Origin of the sequence: Opacimonas viscosa (genome assembly GCF_024199005.1) — a bacterium.
GTDB lineage: Bacteria > Pseudomonadota > Gammaproteobacteria > Enterobacterales > Alteromonadaceae > Opacimonas > Opacimonas viscosa.
In genome coordinates this window covers 88,471-108,762 of sequence record NZ_JANATA010000010.1, presented here as the reverse complement: position 1 = coordinate 108,762, position 20,292 = coordinate 88,471, and the positions used below count along the sequence as shown (strand labels likewise).

The 20,292-nt window shown below is 42.1% G+C and carries 18 protein-coding genes; 8 read left to right on the top strand and 10 right to left on the bottom strand.

Annotated features, from left to right (window positions below; translation table 11 throughout):
• The first annotated feature begins 230 nt into the window (after positions 1-230).
• Positions 231-767 (top strand): gamma carbonic anhydrase family protein, encoded by a 537-nt coding sequence (locus NLF92_RS07335; RefSeq protein WP_254100334.1) that lies wholly within the window; start codon positions 231-233, stop codon positions 765-767.
• A gap of 3 nt (positions 768-770) precedes the next feature.
• Here the strand turns inward: NLF92_RS07335 and aroE are convergent, their stop codons facing one another.
• The 8 genes from aroE to NLF92_RS07295 form a co-directional block, all read right to left on the bottom strand.
• Positions 771-1,592 carry a shikimate dehydrogenase gene (aroE, locus tag NLF92_RS07330; protein WP_254100332.1) on the bottom strand — a complete coding sequence of 274 codons (822 nt, stop codon included), beginning with the start codon at positions 1,590-1,592 and terminating at the stop codon, positions 771-773.
• 87 nt (positions 1,593-1,679) lie between these two features.
• The gene (locus tag NLF92_RS07325; RefSeq protein WP_254100330.1) at positions 1,680-2,387 is read right to left on the bottom strand and encodes an OmpW family outer membrane protein; all 708 of its coding nucleotides are present in this window, start codon (positions 2,385-2,387) and stop codon (positions 1,680-1,682) included.
• Positions 2,388-2,518: 131 nt separating this feature from the next.
• Positions 2,519-3,439 (bottom strand): oxygen-dependent coproporphyrinogen oxidase, encoded by a 921-nt coding sequence (gene hemF / locus NLF92_RS07320; protein ID WP_254100328.1) that lies wholly within the window; start codon positions 3,437-3,439, stop codon positions 2,519-2,521.
• A gap of 3 nt (positions 3,440-3,442) precedes the next feature.
• Entirely contained in the window at positions 3,443-4,006 is a 564-nt protein-coding gene (gene tsaC / locus NLF92_RS07315) for an L-threonylcarbamoyladenylate synthase type 1 TsaC (RefSeq protein WP_254100326.1), read from the bottom strand.
• Positions 4,007-4,049: 43 nt separating this feature from the next.
• Positions 4,050-4,592, bottom strand: coding sequence for a DNA topoisomerase family protein (locus NLF92_RS14285; protein ID WP_254100324.1), 543 nt, complete (start codon positions 4,590-4,592; stop codon positions 4,050-4,052).
• Positions 4,593-4,594: 2 nt separating this feature from the next.
• Positions 4,595-5,071, bottom strand: coding sequence for a DUF494 family protein (locus NLF92_RS07305; protein WP_254100322.1), 477 nt, complete (start codon positions 5,069-5,071; stop codon positions 4,595-4,597).
• 90 nt (positions 5,072-5,161) lie between these two features.
• Positions 5,162-6,319 carry a DNA-processing protein DprA gene (gene dprA / locus NLF92_RS07300; protein WP_254100320.1) on the bottom strand — a complete coding sequence of 386 codons (1,158 nt, stop codon included), beginning with the start codon at positions 6,317-6,319 and terminating at the stop codon, positions 5,162-5,164.
• Between the two features lie 96 nt (positions 6,320-6,415).
• Positions 6,416-7,663 (bottom strand): LysM peptidoglycan-binding domain-containing protein, encoded by a 1,248-nt coding sequence (locus NLF92_RS07295; protein ID WP_254100318.1) that lies wholly within the window; start codon positions 7,661-7,663, stop codon positions 6,416-6,418.
• Between the two features lie 128 nt (positions 7,664-7,791).
• On the opposite strand from NLF92_RS07295, the gene def reads away from it, so the two are divergent.
• The 4 genes from def to trkA are packed head-to-tail and all read left to right on the top strand — an operon-like array spanning position 7,792 to position 12,076.
• The gene (gene def / locus NLF92_RS07290; RefSeq protein ID WP_254100316.1) at positions 7,792-8,301 is read left to right on the top strand and encodes a peptide deformylase; all 510 of its coding nucleotides are present in this window, start codon (positions 7,792-7,794) and stop codon (positions 8,299-8,301) included.
• Positions 8,302-8,346: 45 nt separating this feature from the next.
• Complete coding sequence (gene fmt / locus NLF92_RS07285) at positions 8,347-9,282, top strand: methionyl-tRNA formyltransferase (protein ID WP_254100314.1); 936 nt, start codon at positions 8,347-8,349, stop codon at positions 9,280-9,282.
• A complete protein-coding gene (gene rsmB, locus NLF92_RS07280; RefSeq protein WP_254100312.1) occupies positions 9,279-10,676 on the top strand; it encodes a 16S rRNA (cytosine(967)-C(5))-methyltransferase RsmB in 1,398 nt (465 codons plus the stop codon). The genes fmt and rsmB overlap by 4 nt, the downstream gene beginning before the upstream one ends.
• A 23-nt stretch (positions 10,677-10,699) precedes the next feature.
• Positions 10,700-12,076, top strand: coding sequence for a Trk system potassium transporter TrkA (gene trkA / locus NLF92_RS07275; protein ID WP_254100310.1), 1,377 nt, complete (start codon positions 10,700-10,702; stop codon positions 12,074-12,076).
• A 103-nt stretch (positions 12,077-12,179) separates the two neighbouring features.
• On the opposite strand, the gene NLF92_RS07270 is transcribed toward trkA, so the two are convergent.
• The gene (locus NLF92_RS07270; protein ID WP_254100308.1) at positions 12,180-13,631 is read right to left on the bottom strand and encodes a TrkH family potassium uptake protein; all 1,452 of its coding nucleotides are present in this window, start codon (positions 13,629-13,631) and stop codon (positions 12,180-12,182) included.
• Between the two features lie 451 nt (positions 13,632-14,082).
• Between NLF92_RS07270 and polA the strand changes: the two genes are divergently transcribed.
• A complete protein-coding gene (gene polA / locus NLF92_RS07265) occupies positions 14,083-16,899 on the top strand; it encodes a DNA polymerase I (protein WP_254100306.1) in 2,817 nt (938 codons plus the stop codon).
• Positions 16,900-17,274: 375 nt separating this feature from the next.
• Here the strand turns inward: polA and yihA are convergent, their stop codons facing one another.
• A complete protein-coding gene (gene yihA, locus NLF92_RS07260; protein WP_254100304.1) occupies positions 17,275-17,886 on the bottom strand; it encodes a ribosome biogenesis GTP-binding protein YihA/YsxC in 612 nt (203 codons plus the stop codon).
• A gap of 179 nt (positions 17,887-18,065) precedes the next feature.
• Here yihA and NLF92_RS07255 point away from each other — a divergent pair, with 179 nt between their 5' ends.
• On the top strand, positions 18,066-18,689 hold the full coding sequence (locus NLF92_RS07255) for a c-type cytochrome (protein ID WP_254100302.1): 624 nt from the start codon (positions 18,066-18,068) through the stop codon (positions 18,687-18,689).
• A gap of 600 nt (positions 18,690-19,289) precedes the next feature.
• Positions 19,290-20,207 carry a class I SAM-dependent methyltransferase gene (locus NLF92_RS07250; protein WP_254100300.1) on the top strand — a complete coding sequence of 306 codons (918 nt, stop codon included), beginning with the start codon at positions 19,290-19,292 and terminating at the stop codon, positions 20,205-20,207.
• Positions 20,208-20,292 lie beyond the last annotated feature (85 nt).

Genomic DNA, 20,292 nt, shown 5'->3' with positions numbered 1-20,292 from the left:
TAAATCATTTACCGCTAAATTGTCTCTATCGCTTGTGATATCTGCACTGTACACCTTTAGTGTTGAGTGGGTCGTCTCAAGCGAGGTGCGCATTCTACATTCTTCTTGGCATGCGTCAACAGCAATTCGCTATTTATTTCAAAATTATTACTATTCGTCGATTTTACAGGCAAAAGCCCTGTTTTTTCTTTACAATGGCAACATCAGATTTACAACTTTGAGGCTATATCATGCTAAAACCATTTAAAGGTACGTTACCCACCCTGCACCAAGGTGCCTATGTAGAAGATTCTGCCGTTTTATATGGTGAGATTGAAATTGGTGTAGATGCTAGTGTCTGGCCTCTAGTCGCCGGCCGTGGTGATGTTAACTATATCAAAATAGGCGACCGTACTAATATCCAAGACGGTTCTATCCTACATGTCAGTCGTTCCTCTGATGCTTACCCTGAAGGTTTCCCTCTTATAATTGGGGCGGATGTGACCATTGGCCATCAGTGCATGTTACACGGCTGTACTATTGGCGACCGTGTTTTAGTCGGGATGGGTTCGGTTGTGTTAGATGGTGTACAGATCCAAGATGATGTCTTTATAGGTGCTGGTTCAGTTGTTCCGCCAGGCAAAGTACTTGAAAGTGGCTATTTGTATGTAGGTAACCCAGCTGTTCAAAAGCGCCCATTAAAAGATGCGGAAATTGCATTTCTCAAGAAGAGCGCAGAACACTATGTATTATTAAAAGATGAATACATGGCTGAAGAAGCTCAATAAAGTCTAACGTCCTTGCAGGTCTTGTCTTAATACTTCCAAGACAGGGCCTGTATCAACCTTTCGTCCAGTCCAAAAAGTAAAACTCTCCGCAGCTTGTCCAACTAGCATCCCCAAGCCATCACTCACATTGGGACAGCCAGCGGCTAACGCTGCTTGCATAAAAACGGTAGGTTGCGGTAAATACACCATGTCATACACACTACTAGCTTTAGCATAGACATCTTCTGGGATATTCGGGGTGTTTTCCTGCAAGCTCAAAGTGGTCGCATTTATCACCACATCATAAGGTTGCTTTGGTAAGTCATCAAAGCTTGAAACAGTGATATTACTCCCCGGTGCAATGGAGAGTAAACTCTGTGCTCTTTTCACATTGCGATTGACGATATGGATATGGGCAACCTCTTGCTCAAGTAAGGGGACCAAAATTCCCCTAGCAGCACCACCGGCGCCTATCAACAAGATATTTTGCTGTTTTAGCGTCACGCCCTGGTTTAGTAAGTCTTGCATAAGACCCAAGCCATCAGTGTTGTGACCGACAATACCGTTAGCTGTTTTATATAATGTGTTTACAGCTCCCGCTGCTTTGGCATGCGGAGTAAGTTTGTCAGCAAATTTAAACGCGTCTTCTTTAAACGGTGCGGTAATGTTTAAGCCCACATGATCGGGTTTAGCAAAAAACATGGAAGCAGCTGAAACAAATTCATGCGCATCTACTAATATGGCATTATAGTTCAGCTCAATATCCGCTTCGATACCAAACATTGTATGAATAAAAGGAGATTTTGATTGGGCAATAGGATTCCCAAACACAGCAAAATTCAACATAAAAAAAACGCCACAATATAGATGGCGTTAATTTAGCGTAGTTTGTGATAAATATCACTGCCTAAAAGGTTGGATATTGGGTATTTTTTAAAATTTATAGCCCAAAGACACCGTATAGACCATGGGGTTTATTTCTACAGTTGCTATTTTACCCAGCGCATCTCCGTTCACATCAAAACTGGCTTCCGTTGCAATATCAATATATCTCACAGAGGCGTTGATATATAAATCATCTGAGATTTGATAATCTGCGCCTATTTGTGCAGATAGACCGAAAGAAGCATCCAATGACAAGTCAGATACGACTGCACCACCAGTATCTTCAGTAATAAAGTCAGCCGTGGCACTGTTAAATTCTTCATCAAAAAATACCGTGTAATTAAAACCTACACCGATATAAGGTTGGAATTTGGCCGCTGGTTCTGCAAAGAAATAGTTGGCGGTAACAGTAGGTGGAAGGTGCTTAGTTGAACCTAAATTGACGCCATTACCCAAATCTATATCATGCGAAAAAGGCGTTGCCGCAAGTACTTCAACATTCCAGTGATCAGTGACAAAATAAGCGATATTTAAACCTAACTGACTGTTATGGTCTACCGCCACACCACCGACAGTGCCTAAAGTAGGTAATGAGAAGTCAGCGCCCCCCACTAAGATATTTGAACTGCTGTCGTCAGGCGCTACTTGGGTAACCCCAACACGGACTAAAATATCACCGGCCTTATGAGCTATAGCCAAGGGGGCCGTCAGCGAAGCTGCAAGAATAACAGCTAAAGTAGTAAGTTGTGTTTTCATTATATTGTGTCCTTTAAATAATCTAGACACAGTATAAAAAGTTCTTGGCTGGGTAATATTGATCTAGGACAAGTCCTACAACACGATGGGACCAACCTAGATATAATGTTGATTTAGATCACAAAAAAGGTTTATAACCAATCTTGTGCGACCAAATAGGGATAAAGCTTGCCTTGAGCTGATTCCGCATCTGGTTGGTAATTATACTCCCAACGCGCTAGAGGAGGCATAGACATCAAAATGGATTCGGTTCGGCCACCGGTTTGCAGACCAAACAAAGTACCACGGTCATAAACGAGGTTAAATTCAACGTAACGGCCACGACGATATAGCTGAAAGTCTCGCTCCATTGTACCGTATTCTGTTTCTTTGCGTTTCTCGATAATCGGCACATAAGCATCTAAATACGCGCGACCAATAGATTGCATCAATGCAAAAGAAGTTGCGAAATCAGGGGTGTTTAAATCATCAAAAAACAAACCACCCACGCCTCTTGTCTCATTGCGATGTTTTAAATAAAAATAATCATCACACCATTTTTTATAACGTGGATATACAGTTTCACCAAAGGGGTCACAAGCTGCTTTGGCCACAGTATGCCAATGGACTACATCTTCTTTAAAAGGAAAGAATGGCGTGAGGTCAAAGCCTCCACCAAACCACCAAATGGGGTCTTCTCCCTCCTTGGTGGCAATAAAGAAACGGACATTAGCATGCGAAGTTGGGATATAAGGATTATGTGGGTGAATCACTAAGGACACACCCATTGCTTGAAAATTTCGCCCCGCAAGTTCTGGTCGAGCTGCCGTCGCAGAGGCGGGCATCTGATCGCCGAACACATGCGAGAAATTAACACCACCTTGCTCGATGACTGCGCCTTGGGTCATGACTCTGGTTCGGCCGCCACCGCCTTGCTCGCGGACCCATTTATCCTCAATAAACGCACCTTTACCATCACTTAATTCAAGCGTTTGGCAAATGTCGTCTTGGAGTTTCAAGAAGAACGCTTTGACTTCTTCGATCTGTGCTTGTGCTACCGTATCTGTTGTCATATTTTATCCTCGCAGCACTGCACCAGATACCGCGTCTTGTATCTTCGAAGGTTGGGCAGTGTGATCGACCGGTCCATCAATAACAAACACGCTGTCTCCAAAATACGTTGCTATTTGTTGTATGTCTCTTGCTGGCTCCATACCACTTGGGTTAGCACTGGTCGATACCATTGGTTTACCGACGGTGTCACATAATAACCTAACGGTCGGATGGGCACTCAACCTTACCGCTAAAGTAGTACGTCCACCACTTAATAAGTCCGATACTTGTGGATGTTTCGGCATGATCCAAGTAAAAGGCCCTGGCCAGCTAGCCGCCACATTAGCCCACTGTTCTGTAGTTAACGCTGAGAAATCCACATAGTCGCGGAGTTGGTCTAATTGACTTGCGATTAAAATAACACCTTTGTCCTGTGGACGTGTTTTAATATTCAATACATTGGTCAGTGCAGTGTCATTATCTGGGTCACAGCCCAGCCCAAAAACAGCTTCTGTTGGATACGCAATGATTGCTCCAGAGGCAAAAGCAGTTTTAAAAGCAGTCAGTTCGGCAGGTGATGGAGTCATAAAAATACTTCGTTAATCAATCATCATAAGGGTTGTCAGGAAACTACTCGGATGCCACACATTTTGGATCTGAGCAAATTACTCCTTCGGCTGATTCAAGCATAACAGGAAGTGCGCATTTTGGACATGTTTGGGCGAGAGGTTTCGCATTCAACAAATGTTTACATTTTGGATAAGCGCTGCACGCATAAAAGGATTTACCTTGTTTATTCATACGCTCTACATAATGCCCATTACCACACAATAAGCATGTAACATCTGTCACCTCTGGTTCACTTTGTTGAGAGAGAGAGCTGATGTAGTCACAGTCAGGAAAAGCCATACACCCTACATACATCCCATAACGCCCCTTCTTTATTGCCAGGTCCATTGCACATTTAGGACAAGGCATCCCTGGCATTTCTTTTATGACAGTCGTCTCGTACTCTTTCAGTGAATGGGTATAAGCGCATTTGGGGTAAGCAGAACAACCGACAAAAGGGCCTTTCTTGGCATACTTTAACATAAGGGGCTGAGCACACTCTGGGCAATCACCGTAGGCCTGTGTAGCATGTTTTGAGGTAAATAATTGCTCGTTAATTTTCACAGCTAGTGCAGTAAACCTTCGGGAGATTCAAATAATAATCCCTCCATTTGCGAGTAAGCAGTTTCTTTGCCTGGCACATTAAATAAAACCATCAGTACAACCCATTTCAGGTCTTCAACACAAAATTCATTGGTGTCAATTTCCATGATGCGGTCAATAACCATCTCACGGGTAACATTATCTAGCACTTGGCTTTGTTCTAAAAACATAATAAAGCCACGTGTTTCTGGATCAAGTACACGTAATTCAGTTTCACAATATACTCGTGTCACAGCACTTGGCGCGCCTTTAGTTAAATAGGGAGTTTGCCCTGATTCTTGGAGAGCAGCGAGCTTTTCTAACCAAGCGAGCGCCTTGTATACTTCATCATGGTGAAAACCGGCACGGACTAATTCTTCAGTTAATTCTTCTTGATCAACATGCAGATCCGCATCATTTTGAATCAGACTTTCAAAAAGATACATCAGGACATCAAACATATTGCACTCCTGGTTTTGTGGGAGGATATACATACTTCATAACATGAGTATATCACGTGTATTTATTCGAGAACTTTTTTATTAAAAGCCTTACTTTATTCGGATATACCCGCCAGGAACAGCCTGTACATCTCCAGACAACTCACATTCTAATAACTTGGCTAAAACTATCGGTAATGTTAATCCTGTTTTAGCGACAATCATTTCTAGTTCTGTTACTACAAAGCCAACACTATCTAACAAATCGGAATTTGCCAAGGAAACTTGACCATTATCTGAAGTTGTTGGCATATTTTTATGATCAATGGGGTCTTTATGACTATTTTCAATACTACTAGCCCCATCCTCATTATTTTTTTGCAACGCTGGATAATGGCTCAGGATATCAGTTGCATCTTCAACCAAAATAGCCCCCTCTTTGATCAAGGCATGGCATCCTTGCGCCGCTTCTGTTCCGGCACAACCAGGTAAAGCAAATACATCACGATTTTCTTGCAATGCGTGTTGTGCAGTAATCAATGAGCCAGATTTTGCTTTGGCTTCCACCACCAAAGTCCCTTCGGCAAGGCCACTAATAATCCGATTACGCTTTGGAAAATGTCCAGGTTGGGCTCCTTCAAAAGGTAAAAACTCACTGACAATTGCGCCACCGACTGCCACAATTTGTTGGCGAAGTTGGGCATGAAATTTGGGATACATGGTATCCAGGCCATGTCCTAGCACAGCGATAGTCGCACCAGTGTAAGCCAGCGTCCCCCGATGTGCTTGGGCATCAATGCCTTGGGCTAAGCCACTTGTGACCACCCAATGATTGTGCGCTAACTCAGCAGCAATGCTTCGCGCATGCTTTTTACCATAATCACTGGCAAAGCGAGACCCCACAATAGCAATTTGCGGAGCTTGGAGTAGCTTTGGATCCCCTTCTACAAAAACAAATAAAGGCGCACCATGGCACATCAACAAACGTTCAGGATAAGTCACTTCATGTTGCATCAGCACGGTTGTTGCAGGATGGCACTGTAAATAATCTAGCGTCTTTTGGATTTTATGCCTATCAGGGTTATGTAAAGCATTGATCTGTTTGGCTTTTACACCTAGACGAGTCAGTTCATGCGGACTCAAATTGGGAATATCGTATACAGGTATAGCTAAGAATTGAGCTATTTTAGCAATCGTAACGCTGCCCAAACGCGGGCAAAGATACAAGGTTAAGTAGCCATAGAGCTGAGAATATTGTTCCTGCGTCATCAAAGTAACCCTTAAAAAAACCAACCTTTCATTGTGTCAGTTATTTTGAGCCACCAAGGATAGCGTTGCTCTTTTCGTGTATAAAAACTTAGCCGATCAGGGCTGCGCGAATATCGCTCCTCTACGCGCCATGGTTGCCATCTCTGTAATTAACGCATAGCTGACCGCACCGAAACTGGCTAAAACGACCGCTTCACCTTGCTTTAAGGCCGGTTGAGTATAGGTATCCTGAACGCCCCACTGCCCCATAATACCCGCTGATTTATCAGCATATTGAGTGACGTCTTTACTCACTGTGATATCTGGACCAGCTTGATATATACCAAACACTAACCCCGGACGAATATCTTCGTTGGGATGATGCAACACAACGACATCATATTTGCCAAAAATCATGCGTTCTTCTATTCCCCCAACCAATACAGCCTGTTCTGAAACAGCAGCGGCTAATGCCATATTTTCAGGTAATATTTGTTGCAACGGCACTACTTGGTCATGTTGTTTAATTTCAATATTTTGCTCTTTTATCAAGAGCAATGATGCTTCGGTCGGTTGCACATCTGCCAGTTCAGCATCAGCCAGATGACGTACAACATCACTTAGTACCACACCGTTCATATCTTTAATAGTATGTGTTTTGCGGACAATCCGAAACTGACCCTTAGCAGTGTTTACTGGAATGTGCGTAGTCAAAATATGAGTTTCGTCACCAAAACGCAAACGCCCATCTGCATTGCCCAACACCGTTGCAATACCAGACAAAGTATCAGTGAGGAGGATATCTTGATTTAACTGTGGCGTTATTTTAGACCAATCAAAAACACGAATCGGCTGGGCTTTTTTTGGTATTAGCTGACCTTGGGGAGATAGTATACGCTGCGGTTTTGTTTGACGTTGTATGATCAGTTGCGGCTGACCAGCTATCCAAACCAAAGATAAACGGTCTCCGGGATAGATTAAATGCGGGTTAAAAATATGCCGATTGGACATCCATAATTTAGGCCATAACCATGGATCATATAAATAAAATTCAGCAATATCCCATAAAGTATCCCCTTTCTTTACGACATATTGCGAAGGTGCTTCAGGACGAATATTGAGTATATCACCTTGAGATTTTCTGTGATCCAGATGAGCTTTTGCTAGTGCAGCAAACTCAGCTTGCTCCCCAACAGCATGCAGTGCCGGCTGTTCAAGTGACACAGTTTGGGCATACGACAAACTAGAAAAACCGTATAACATCGCAATAATCACGCTGAGAATGGCACTGCCACACAAACCGTTCACTACCATCGCATAAGAGATTTTAAATTTTTTGGGCTTCTTTTTTGCTGATTTGTCCATAACTTCACTAAACACATGCAACTAAACATTAATAAAGTTAGAATAGTGCATATAACTAGGGGAAGTAGTGCAGTTTTGCATCGTTAGTATACTTTCCCATACGTAAGTTAAATGTAAAGGATAGCAAGATGGCATTACTCAACGTATTGACCTTTCCCGATGAAAGATTAAGAACAGTCGCTAAACCCGTCACCGAGTTCAACGCAGAAATAAAGACTCTGGTGAGTGATATGTTCGAAACTATGCGCGAAGAAAAGGGTGTAGGTCTGGCTGCGACACAAGTAAATGTGCATAAACAAGTCATTGTTATGGATGTCTCGGATGACCAAGATACTCCACTGGTTTTCATTAACCCGGTTATCGTCAGCCAAACAGGTACTATGGTTAACGAGGAAGGCTGTTTATCTGTACCAGGTAATTACGCCAAAGTGGAACGAGCCGAAAAAATCACAGTCCGCGCCTTTAATGAAAAAGGTGAAGAATTTACTATAGATGCAGAAGAACTATTGGCTATTTGTATTCAACATGAAATGGACCACCTTGCTGGTAAACTTTTCGTGGATTATTTGTCGCCACTAAAGCGCAACCGGATCATGAAAAAATTAGAAAAAGAAGCACGGCTTGCCGCGCGTGGATAGATTTTGGATGTTAGGTATAACACTAATAGCAATGAGGAATTTTTCTTGAGCAAACCGTTAAACATCGTCTTCGCTGGTACACCCGACTTTGCTGCACAACACCTAAAGGCACTATTAGCATCACAGCATAATGTGATTGCTGTATACACACAGCCTGACAGACCAGCTGGTCGCGGCAAAAAACTCACCCCCAGTGCTGTTAAAGTGACTGCGTTAGAACATACATTACCGGTTTACCAACCTGAAAACTTCAAAAGCAAGACGTCACAAGATGAATTAAAAGCACTTAATGCCGATATTATGGTTGTTGTGGCATACGGTTTATTGTTGCCACAAGTCGTGCTAGATACTCCGGCATTGGGTTGTATTAATGTACACGGTTCTTTGTTACCCAGATGGCGTGGAGCTGCGCCCATTCAGCGCGCTTTATGGGCTGGTGACACAGAAACAGGGGTGACGATTATGCAAATGGATATTGGTTTAGATACCGGTGCTATGCTCCATAAAACACAATGCCCCATTGGTCCAGAAGATACCAGTGCCACCCTCTACGAAAAATTAGCTCAACAAGGTCCTGATGCATTAGTCCATGTCTTGGATAACTTTACTCAGTGTCAACCTGTGCCGCAAAATGAAGATCAGGCAAACTACGCTAAAAAATTATCCAAAGCAGAAGCTCAAATAGACTGGCATATGTCAGCAGTACAGCTCGCCTTAAATGTCCGAGCGTTCAATCCTTGGCCCATGGCATTTTTCACCTTGGCAGAGAACAACATAAAAGTATGGGAAGCTAAGCCAGTAGCGGCCAGCAATACTAGTCCAGGGCTTATCATAAGTGCAGATAATTCAGGCTTGGTTATTGGTACTGGAGAAGGTGCTCTGTGCATCACACGTTGTCAAATCCCAGGTAAGAAACCTATGGCGTTTGCTGATATTTATAACTCTCGCGCGGATTGGTTTGTGCCAGGAACTGTATTATGAACAATGATCAAAGAAGAAAAGACAAAAAACGTGCTTACTATCAAAAACAAGGACGCCAAGAGACCGTTGTCAGCCCGCAAAAAATCGGAGCTAAGTTACGCGCAGATGCGGCATCAGTCCTATTTGAAATACTAGAAAATGGCGTTTCAGCGAAACAAGCTCTGAATAGTCGTTTAGATGCTTATGATAGTCGCAACGCAGCGTGGCTACAAGAGATGGTATTTGGTTCATTGCGCAAACTTCCCACCCTCCAATTTTGGCTGCGCGGCTTGTTAGACAAACCACTCAAAGGCAACAAAAAAGTATTAGAACACTTGATAATGGTTGGCTTTTATCAACTCACATTTACAAGAGTATCCCCCCATGCTGCCGTAGCCGAAACGGTGGGTGGCGCTGAATTTCTTCGCGGTGATTCATTAAAGGGACTACTCAACGCTATTTTGCGTACTTTTATACGTGAAAATACCGCACTAAAAGAACCAGAAAATCCAGCCGCTGCCGCAGGTTTGCCGAATTGGATCTTCAAAGCAATAAACGAACATTATGGTGAGCTTGCCCACGATATTATTAAACAAACCAATCAAAAAGCTCCCTTATGGTTACGCTTTAATCCCCACAAAATCGATTTAGAAAACTTCCTAAGCGCATTAAATGAAAGTGGGATGCCAACCCAAACGAGCCTAGCGCACACTACCGGTGTTATTTGTGAGCACAGCACCAATATTACAGCATTACATGGTTTTGATGATGGCTGGTTCGCTGTACAAGACGGTGCGGCACAATTTGCAGCTCCCATATTAGCTCCTGAAGCAGGCGATAAAGTACTTGATTGCTGCGCTGCTCCGGGGGGAAAAACTGCGCATTTGTTGACATTACAACCTGATATTAGACGCTGTGTTGCTATTGATTCGGATCCAGACAGACTCGCTCGAGTCGATGAAAATTTGGCCCGCTTGGGACTGAGTGCAGAATTGAAGTGTGCCGAAGCACAAGATTTAGATGCTTGGCATGATGGTGAATTATTTGACAAAATATTGTTAGATGCACCTTGCTCTGCAACGGGAATTATTCGACGTCAACCGGATATTCGCTGGTTAAGACAAAAAACAGATATCGCCCCTTTAGTCGCAATTCAAAAAGAGTTGTTGGCGAAAATGTGGCAAATTTTAAAACCGGGTGGTAAGTTGTTGTATGCGACATGCTCTATTCTTCCAGAAGAAAATGTCCAACAAATACAACTATTTTTGGAAAATAATAGTGATGCTGAAGTATTACCGATTGAGCCTATTTATGCTCAGTATGCGTCAGTGGTTTGTCCTACTGGGCTACAAATATTACCTGGTGATGGACACATGGACGGGTTTTATTATGCCCTATTACAAAAGCGTCAATAACCTAAAATAAAAAGCGACACATTATGAAAATAATCATCCTTGGAGCCGGTCAAGTCGGCGGTACACTCGCTGAAAACTTAGTAGGTGAACGTAACGATATTACAGTGATTGACTCCGATGGTGCGTGCTTACGTGACTTACAAGATCGTCTAGATATTCAAGTAGTTCAAGGTGTGGGTTCACATCCTGATGTGCTAAAAAAAGCAGGCGCAGAAGACGCCGATATGTTGATTGCTGTGACCAATTCTGACGAATCCAACATGCTAGCCTGTCAGGTCGCTTTTACCTTATTTAAAACGCCTACCAAAATTGCACGAGTCCGCTCTGAGCAGTACATTTTATATAAAGACGAACTGTTTGATCACGACAAGGTAACGGTCGATCATATTATTGCGCCTGAACAACTCGTCACTAAAGCAATAAAACGGTTAATTGATTATCCTGGTGCCTTACAGGTAGTCGAATTTGCCGAAGGAAAAGCATCCCTAGTAGCGGTCAAGGCGTATTACGGGGGGCTTTTAGTCGGCCATGCGTTATCTACGCTCAAAGAGCATATCCCGAATGTAGAAACACGTGTAGCAGCAATTTATAGACGAGGACGTCCTATCCGACCGCTGGGCACGACAGTCATTGAGGCAGACGATGAAGTCTTTTTCATTGCCGCAACCAAACATATCAGAGCGGTAATGAACGAATTACAAAAGTTAGAATCCAGCTACAAACGGATAATGATTGCCGGTGGTGGTTTGATTGGTGCTGGATTGGCGAAAAAGCTCGAGCACAAACACAATGTAAAGCTGATCGAATATTCAGAACAACGTGCAACATACCTGTCAGGCGTATTAGACAATACTATCGTCTTTCATGGTGATGCATCTGACTCAGACCTCTTAACGGATGAAAACGTTGAAAAAGTGGATGCATTTATTGCTGTCACAGATGATGATGAAGCGAATATCATGTCAGCCATGCTCGCAAAACGCCTCGGCGCCAAAAAAGCAATGGTTTTGATTCAACGCTCAGCTTATGTAGATCTAGTACAAAGTGGGGAAATCGATATCGCTTTCTCACCACAACAAGCCACAATTTCTGCTTTATTAACACATGTACGTCGCGGTGATATTGTCAATGTTTACTCGTTGCGTCGAGGGGCAGCTGAAGCGATTGAAGCGATAGCGCATGGCGATAAAAACACGTCTAAAGTCATTGGTCGTGAAATCAGTGAAATCAAACTTCCTCCAGGCACCACAATCGGTGCGATAGTTCGCGAAGAACAGGTGATTATTGCTCACTCAGATACGGTTATTCAAGCCAACGACCATGTTATTTTGTTCTTAGTGGATAAGAAATTCATCTCTGATGTTGAAAAAATATTTCAGCCTTCAGCTATTTTCTTTTAGAGCTCAAAGCTAAGTATGACCGAGATCTTCCATCTCTCGGGTATGCTCGGGTATGCTCGGGTATGTTATCCAAGTGAAAATTGTTGTCTAAGAATAAATGCGGCTAGCTGCGCCAGAAAGTCGGTGAGAATAAAACTAACAACGAAAAGATTTCCAAGCGGCCAAATAACATCGCAAGTACCAGGATCCATTTGCCAGGATCGGAGATTGAGGCATACGTTCCAGCAACATCACCTAAGCCAGGTCCGAGGTTGTTTAATGTCGCAGCCGTTGCTGTAAACGCCGTAATATCATCCATGCCGGTCCCCAGCAATGCCAACATAATAAATACAAATATAATCGCATATGCGGCGAAAAAGCCCCAAACCGCCTCGATAACACGGTCTGGCATTGCTCGCTCACCTAACTTAACGGCATATACGGCTTTTGGATGGATTAAACGGTTAATTTCGCGTTTCCCTTGTAAATATAGCAAAAAGATACGAATCACTTTTAGTCCACCACCTGTTGAGCCCGCACAACCTCCGATAAAACTTGAAAAAATTAACAAAATCGGTAAAAAAACCGGCCACGCAGAAAAATCAGTAGTAGCAAAGCCTGCGGTCGTACTAATCGATACCGCTTGGAATAATGCTTGATCAAAGGCGGTTTCTGCATCCGAGAATACATTATGCTGAACCAATACCAAAAAACATACAGCGATGATGACAAACTGGATAAAGAAGAAGGCTTTAAATTCAGGATCTTTCCAATACCCTTTCAGAGTTCGCCCTGAAGCTGCGGCAAAGTGTAAAGCGAAATTTAAGGCTGCAATCCACAAAAAGACTACACAAATCAAATTTATTAGAGGACTATTAAAATAACCTAAACTGGCGTCATGGGTGCTAAATCCGCCGATTGCGATTGTGGAGAACGAATGGCAGATTGCATCAAAAACACTCATACCGGCCGCCCAATATGCAACCGCACAAGCAATGGTTAAACCAAGATAGATAAACCACAGTTGTTTCGCTGTCTCAGCAATGCGCGGCGTCATTTTAGAGTCTTTAACTGGACCCGGCGTTTCAGCACGATACAACTGCATCCCTCCGACCCCTAGTAACGGCAATATCGCTACCGCGAGAACAATGATCCCCATGCCACCGAGCCACTGTAATTGTTGGCGATAGAACTGCATTGATTCAGGTAAAAATTCGATTCCTTCTATTACCGTAGCTCCAGTTGTTGTCAGGCCGGAAAAAGATTCAAAAAAGGCATCAGTCACACTGATATTAGGCTGCTCCAGCAAAATAAATGGAATGGCACCAAAACTCGCCAACACCAACCAAAACAACACCACAATCAAGAAGCCTTCTTTGGCTTTTAAGTCGCGTTTGTAGGTGCGATTGGGATACCAAAAAACTAACCCCGTAGACACACAGAGTACAAAAGCCATGATAAAAGGCAGACCAGAACCGTCTTGGTAAAACAAAGAAACTAATGCAGGAGGGATCATCGTGACACTAAACAGTGCTACGAGTAAGCCTAAAATACGAATGAGCGCTTGATACTGCATGGGAACGTTTTAATTTATGACAGCAAATTGAGTTGTGTCATTATGTGCCTGTATGAAAAAAATCTAAAGTGCTAATTAAAAAAATTTTCATAATAAAACTAAGCACTTGAATGAACATATAAAACTTATTTAACATTTGCTCTGTTCATTTCATCTCATTGTGCTAAATTTACTAATTCGATGAGGTGACTTTCTTCGAATTTATACCTTCACCAATACTCTTATTAGTGACTCAAAAAGTATAAAAATAATAACAAAATTTCCAGATTCAATGTATTTGAATCCTATCAATATTTATAATCTTTAGGCTGTCTCAGTCTCTTTATTGTGCCTAAAAATCATCTTTACTCACAAAGTTATCCACAGGTTGTTATTTATTTTTTAGCCCTGTATAGCTTATAAAACCTGACTATGGCATATTAACAAAAAATTTCTTGGGAAAATAATTCACATGTCTGATAGCAAACCTCCGTTTATACTTGTTGATGGTTCATCTTACCTGTTTCGCGCTTTTCATGGCATGCCCCCCATGTCGAATTCTAAAGGCCAAGAAACCCACGCCATTTATGGCGTAGTGAATATGCTTAAGAGTTTGCTTAAAACGTATAATCCGACCCATATCGGTGTGATATTTGATGCCAAAGGCAAAACCTTCAGAGACGATATTTACCCAGAATACAAAGCAAATCGCCCACCTATGCCGGATGAGTTGCGCTCCCAAATAGCCCCTTTGCATGAAATAATCAAAGCGATGGGATTACCTTTAATTGTTGAGCCAAATGTGGAAGCCGACGATGTCATTGGCACCTTGACCAAACGCGCAACGGCGTTAGGTATGCATTCATTGGTGAGTACGGGCGACAAAGATATGGCCCAATTAGTCGATGACCACGTTACATTGATTAACACTATGACCAATACCATTATGGATGTCGCAGGTGTACTCGAAAAATTCGGGGTCGGGCCAGAGCTTATTATTGATTATCTAGCTTTGAAAGGTGACAAAGTTGATAACATCCCAGGCGTTCCAGGTGTGGGGGATAAAACCGCCGTTGGCCTGTTAAATGGGATTGGTGGCATCAATGAAATTTATGAAAATTTGGATAAGATTGCGAGTCTAGAGTTTCGTGGCGCCAAAACCATGGCCAAGAAAATGGTAGAACATGAAGCCAATGCACGTTTGTCTTATGAACTCGCGACCATTGTTATCGATCTTCCCTTAGATTACTCGCCAGATACATTAACCGTCCAACCTGAAGATAAAGCAGCGTTAAGTGAGTTATTCCAAGAATATGAGTTTAAACGTTGGTATAGCGAAGCATCCGGTCAAAACTTTACGCCAAAATCAACAACGCCAGTAACATCCGAACCAAGTACAACCCAAGATACCGCTGAAACTAGTGCTACTGCTGCCGGTGATGCACCAGTTATATTACCCAAACAGCCTCCCATAGATAGGGAACGCTATACAGTAGTATATACCGAAGAAGCACTACAACACTGGTTACAAAAGTGTCAAAACGCCCCTTTATTCGCGATTGATACAGAAACCACCAGCGTAAACTACATGGAGGCTGAGTTAGTCGGTATCTCACTGTGTGTCGGTCCTAACGATGCTTGTTATATTCCAGTTGGGCATGATTATCCGGATGCGCCCGACCAGCTTGATCGGGATTTGGTATTACAGACCTTTAAAGCATTACTGGAAAACCCTAAACCACAAAAAATTGGCCATAACATCAAATACGATAAAAACGTGTTGGCCAACTATGATGTACACCTTCAAGGTGTAGCGTTTGACACTATGCTAGAATCGTATGTGTTAAATTCAGTGGGCACCAAGCACAACATGGATGCGTTGGCGGCCCACTATTTAGGTCATGAAACGATTCACTATGAAGATATTGCTGGTAAAGGGGCTAAACAACTTACCTTTAATCAAATTGGTCTAGCAGAGGCTGCCCCTTATGCCGCTGAAGATGCTGATATTACGTATCGTTTGCATCAAGTATTGTGGCCACAGTTAGTCGCAGCAAATGAATTGGCCAATGTTGCTAGTAAAATTGAAATCCCCCTATCTGGTGTACTCGCCAGAATGGAGCAAAATGGGGTACATATTGATAGTCAAAAACTAGCCCAGCATTCACAAGCATTGGCCCAACGTATTTTAGAATTAGAAACAGACGTCCATGAAATGGCCGGTGAAGCTTTTAATTTAGGCTCACCAAAACAATTACAAACCATATTATTTGAAAAATTAAACCTACCCGTCATTAAAAAAACCCCCAAAGGTGCACCATCAACGTCGGAAGAAGTCTTACAAGAGCTCGCGTTAAACTACCCGTTACCAAAAGCAATCATGGAATATCGTGGGTTAAGTAAACTCAAAAATACTTACACAGACAAGTTACCCAAAATGTTGCACCATCGAACGATGCGAGTACACACTTCGTATCAGCAAGCTGTGGCAGCGACGGGGCGCTTGTCGTCAACCGATCCAAACTTACAAAATATCCCGATTCGTAATGCTGAGGGTAGGAAAGTGAGACAGGCATTTGTTGCACGACCCGGATATAAAATTGTAGCGGCTGATTATTCTCAAATAGAATTACGAATCATGGCCCATTTATCAAACGACCCAGGCTTAGTGTATGCGTTTTCTCACGATATTGATGTACATAAAGCCACCGCTGCAGAAGTTTTTGGTGTAGCTTTAGAGGATGTGACTACAGAACAGCGCCGCTCTTCCAAAGCAATTAATTTTGGTTTGATATATGGAATGTCTGCATTTGGGCTAGCCAAACAACTTAACATACCTCGCGCTGATGCTGCCCACTATATAGAGACTTATTTTGAGCGTTATCCTGGTGTGAAACGTTATATGGAAACAACACGGGAACAAGCCAAAGCAACTGGTTATGTAAAAACCGTATTTGGTAGACGCTTATATCTACCCGAGATTACCTCTAGCAATGGTGCTCGTCGCGCCGGTGCAGAACGCGCAGCCATCAATGCCCCTATGCAAGGAACAGCTGCCGATATCATAAAACTATCTATGATTGCAGTAGATGAATGGGTGCAAACACAGAACTCCGATGACATTTTACTACTAATGCAGGTTCACGATGAGCTTGTTTTTGAAATAAAAGAACAAAAAGTTGATGAATATTTAAGCACAATTAAGAGTTTAATGGAAAATGCCGTCAGTTTATCTGTCCCGTTAATTGTCGAAGTCGACGTTGGTAATAACTGGGATGAAGCTCATTAACCTATTAAAATCAGTTACTTGAGATTATTAAAGGATATAAACCTGAGGTTTCAGACAAAATTCAGCTGAAAAATACAATTTTTCATTCTGTAATTTAATTACATTTTTTCTTGCACAAATCAGAAATCCTATTACACTTATTTGTGTAGGGTACAGAGGTTTGTTATAAACCTTTGCTTGAGCCTCAGCTTTTTTTGCTGGGGCTTTTTTTATGCCTATCTTTTTTTACCCACAAAAAAGGACGCAAACGCGTCCAATATAATTTCAATCTGTTTGAGTTTTGTTGGCAATCACTGCATTTTCATTTTTACTGGCATACAACCGCAACAAAAATGTTAACTCATGACAGAGTTCAGTTTATGGCTGAGTATTCGTCTAGTCAACAATCGGTTTTTCTAGACCAAACCATTCATCAAGCTTGCGTTCCAACTCTGGTAGCCCTAAACGATTCAAAGAAGAAAAAGCGTGTACGGTCACATCGCCACAAAATGCCAAGGACGCTTCACGTGCCATCAGAACCTGGGCTTTGCGTTTTCCAGCTTTTAATTTGTCTGCTTTTGTGAGCAGCGCAAGCACCGGTATATCAGCACCTACAGCCCAACGTATTAAATCTTGGTCAAGATCTTTGAAGGGATGCCGAATATCCATTAAGACAACTAAACCTTTTAAGCATTCGCGTTTTTGTAAATATTCGCCTAGTGCTTTTTGCCATTTTAGTTTCATGGCCAAAGGTACTTTAGCGAATCCGTAACCAGGTAAATCGACGAGACGTAAATCTTCTTCTAACTCGAAGACGTTAATCAACTGCGTTCTACCAGGCGTTTTACTGGTGCGGGCTAAGTTTTTTTGTCGAGTTAAGGTATTTAAAGCACTTGATTTACCTGCATTTGAGCGACCAGCGAAGGCAACTTCGATGCCACTACTTTGGTCTAAATGAAGAATATCAGGGGCGCTCGTAGAAAACTTTGCTTTGGTATAGTAACTCATTGAATAATCATTCTTTTGTATAAAATATTTAAGGATTTATGCACATTCAAAGTACGTTATTTACAGGAGAATGTGGTAACATTTAATCAATAGTGTTTTGCTACGGTGATTTAATGTGTAATATATGCAGTATATCACGGTTTCAAGTTTAAATTATCTAACGTTTTAAGAGATATAGTATGAAAAAATTAGGTTTGTTGATCTGTTTATCATTAACGCTGAGCGGTTTTGCGCTAGCCCAAGGTGATGCAGAAGCAGGGAAAGCGAAAGCAGGTATGTGTGGCGCATGTCACGGCGCTGACGGGAATAGCGCGATTCCTTTGAATCCAAAGCTAGCTGGCCAACATGAGAAATACCTAGTTAAGCAGCTACAAGAATTCAAGCAAGCGGCACAATCAGGTGGCAAAGAAGGTCGAAATAATGCTGTGATGAACGGTATGGCTATGCCTCTAACTGAGCAAGACATGTTAGATTTAGCCGCATATTATAGTAGCCAAGAACAGAAGCCAGGTGAAACACCTGAAGATGTTGTTGCAGTTGGTGCACGTTTATATCGTGGTGGTGATGCTGAGCGCAAGATTACAGCATGTATCGCTTGTCATGGTCCACGTGGCAATGGTATGGGTCAAGCAGGTTTCCCAGACATTTCTGGTCAACACCCAGAATATACCGCTGCTCAGCTTAAAATGTTCCGCGATGGTAGCCGTCATAATGACATGAATGGCATGATGCGTGATATTGCGACTAAACTAACTGACGAAGATATCGACGTTCTTGCTAAGTATCTGTCGGGTCTGTACTAAGGCAGTATAGTGCCAAGTTGAGTCTTAACTTACTCGATTGCGCATGAGGCGAATTATTTACATTACTGATAATAAATCCGTCTAGTTTTGTTGATAAAAGCAGAATTGAAAAACCAGTATTTATACTGGTTTTTTTATGGCACACACGATATTAGTCAAAATAAGTGACCCAATAATAGGTCACTGGACTTTGTTATTGCCCCAATAGCTTCACGAGCACATGTGCCAGCGAATAAAGGCTCTTTCCTAAAATTTATCAGTAAAAACCCTGAAAAGTTACAAAATATTAACAAAATTAACAAATTTTGTTTTTTTCGCTTGCACCGACAAGTTTTTACTGTATATTGTCAATTCATTGACGGACGCGCTCATAAAGAGTCTTGGAAGACCTAAAACAAAAAAAAGATATTCTGTTAATAATAATAAAAAGAAGAGTTAGTTGGAAAACATCCAAGCATAAACCTCGGAAGAAGGGCATGTTATTCGGGAGAAGTGTTAACCAACATCCTATTAAGGTGATAATGAAAATTATCACCTTTTTCTTTTCTGGATTGGTATAAGCTATAGCAGATACATTTTCGTAGATAGGCCATTTCACACATGCACTCCCAACAATGCCCACTTTGCTCGAATACTCCATGCAAATTGTTTCATGTGGAACTCCCTAGTAAAAAACCTAACACTAAAAAAGTACCTAGAGAATACTATCAATGTACGGCGTGTCATCTTGTTTTTGTGCCAGAGTCTTATCATTTATCGGCTACGGCAGAAAAAGCCGAATATGAAGAACATGACAATGTATTTTCTGACAAGGGATATCAGGCATTTTTGACCAGAGCGACCGACCAAGTGCTGTGTTATCTTGAGGGTTCAACTTTGGTAAATACAAATGCAACGGATTTTGATGCATTGTCCTTGCCTGCTAACATGACTGAACTATTCAACCAATACTGTACTGTTATTGGGCAACCCAAAGTACTCACATTTGAGCTTGGGTTGCAGTTTTTAGAATACGTAGCAACCCTATCTTTGCCAGCACCCGTGCACTTAGGTGTTACACAAAGTGATACTCAAATCCCCCACCCTAGCAACACGAAAAGTGATGCTCTAGCTGCTGTTGATGTTCTGGACTTTGGTTGTGGCCCGATGCCAGTTCTCGGTGCACAGTTATCTTATCTTGGCTGTTCGGTGTCCGTGTATGACAAATATTTTTATCCAGATGAGACCGTACTAAAGCAACAATATGATGTCATTACATGCACAGAAGTCATTGAACATATTTGGCAAGCAGCTGCTGTGTGGAAGCAATTTCACAGTTTATTAAAGCCCCATGGCATGCTTTTAATCATGACCAAACGAGTAATCGACGAAACGCGCTTCGCACAGTGGCATTATAAAAATGATCCCACTCACATTTGTTTTTATCACGAAAAAACTGCTCTTTACCTGGCGCAACAATACGGATGGACAGTTACCTACCCCACCAATGACATTATGCTATTCACCGCTGGACACTAACACACTTGACTGACTACCTGTCTACTCATTGGTCATGACGATAGTTAGTATTAACTATCATTTCGTGATAATCACGAGCTTCAGT

Coding starts and splice junctions, on each gene's coding strand:
- NLF92_RS07335 (WP_254100334.1), top strand. CDS start 231: ATGCTAAAACCATTTAAAGGTACGTTACCCACCCTGCACCAAGGTGCC.
- aroE (WP_254100332.1), bottom strand. CDS start 1,592: ATGTTGAATTTTGCTGTGTTTGGGAATCCTATTGCCCAATCAAAATCT.
- NLF92_RS07325 (WP_254100330.1), bottom strand. CDS start 2,387: ATGAAAACACAACTTACTACTTTAGCTGTTATTCTTGCAGCTTCGCTG.
- hemF (WP_254100328.1), bottom strand. CDS start 3,439: ATGACAACAGATACGGTAGCACAAGCACAGATCGAAGAAGTCAAAGCG.
- tsaC (WP_254100326.1), bottom strand. CDS start 4,006: ATGACTCCATCACCTGCCGAACTGACTGCTTTTAAAACTGCTTTTGCC.
- NLF92_RS07305 (WP_254100322.1), bottom strand. CDS start 5,071: ATGTTTGATGTCCTGATGTATCTTTTTGAAAGTCTGATTCAAAATGAT.
- dprA (WP_254100320.1), bottom strand. CDS start 6,319: ATGACGCAGGAACAATATTCTCAGCTCTATGGCTACTTAACCTTGTAT.
- NLF92_RS07295 (WP_254100318.1), bottom strand. CDS start 7,663: ATGGACAAATCAGCAAAAAAGAAGCCCAAAAAATTTAAAATCTCTTAT.
- def (WP_254100316.1), top strand. CDS start 7,792: ATGGCATTACTCAACGTATTGACCTTTCCCGATGAAAGATTAAGAACA.
- rsmB (WP_254100312.1), top strand. CDS start 9,279: ATGAACAATGATCAAAGAAGAAAAGACAAAAAACGTGCTTACTATCAA.
- trkA (WP_254100310.1), top strand. CDS start 10,700: ATGAAAATAATCATCCTTGGAGCCGGTCAAGTCGGCGGTACACTCGCT.
- NLF92_RS07270 (WP_254100308.1), bottom strand. CDS start 13,631: ATGCAGTATCAAGCGCTCATTCGTATTTTAGGCTTACTCGTAGCACTG.
- polA (WP_254100306.1), top strand. CDS start 14,083: ATGTCTGATAGCAAACCTCCGTTTATACTTGTTGATGGTTCATCTTAC.
- yihA (WP_254100304.1), bottom strand. CDS start 17,886: ATGAGTTACTATACCAAAGCAAAGTTTTCTACGAGCGCCCCTGATATT.
- NLF92_RS07255 (WP_254100302.1), top strand. CDS start 18,066: ATGAAAAAATTAGGTTTGTTGATCTGTTTATCATTAACGCTGAGCGGT.
- NLF92_RS07250 (WP_254100300.1), top strand. CDS start 19,290: ATGCACTCCCAACAATGCCCACTTTGCTCGAATACTCCATGCAAATTG.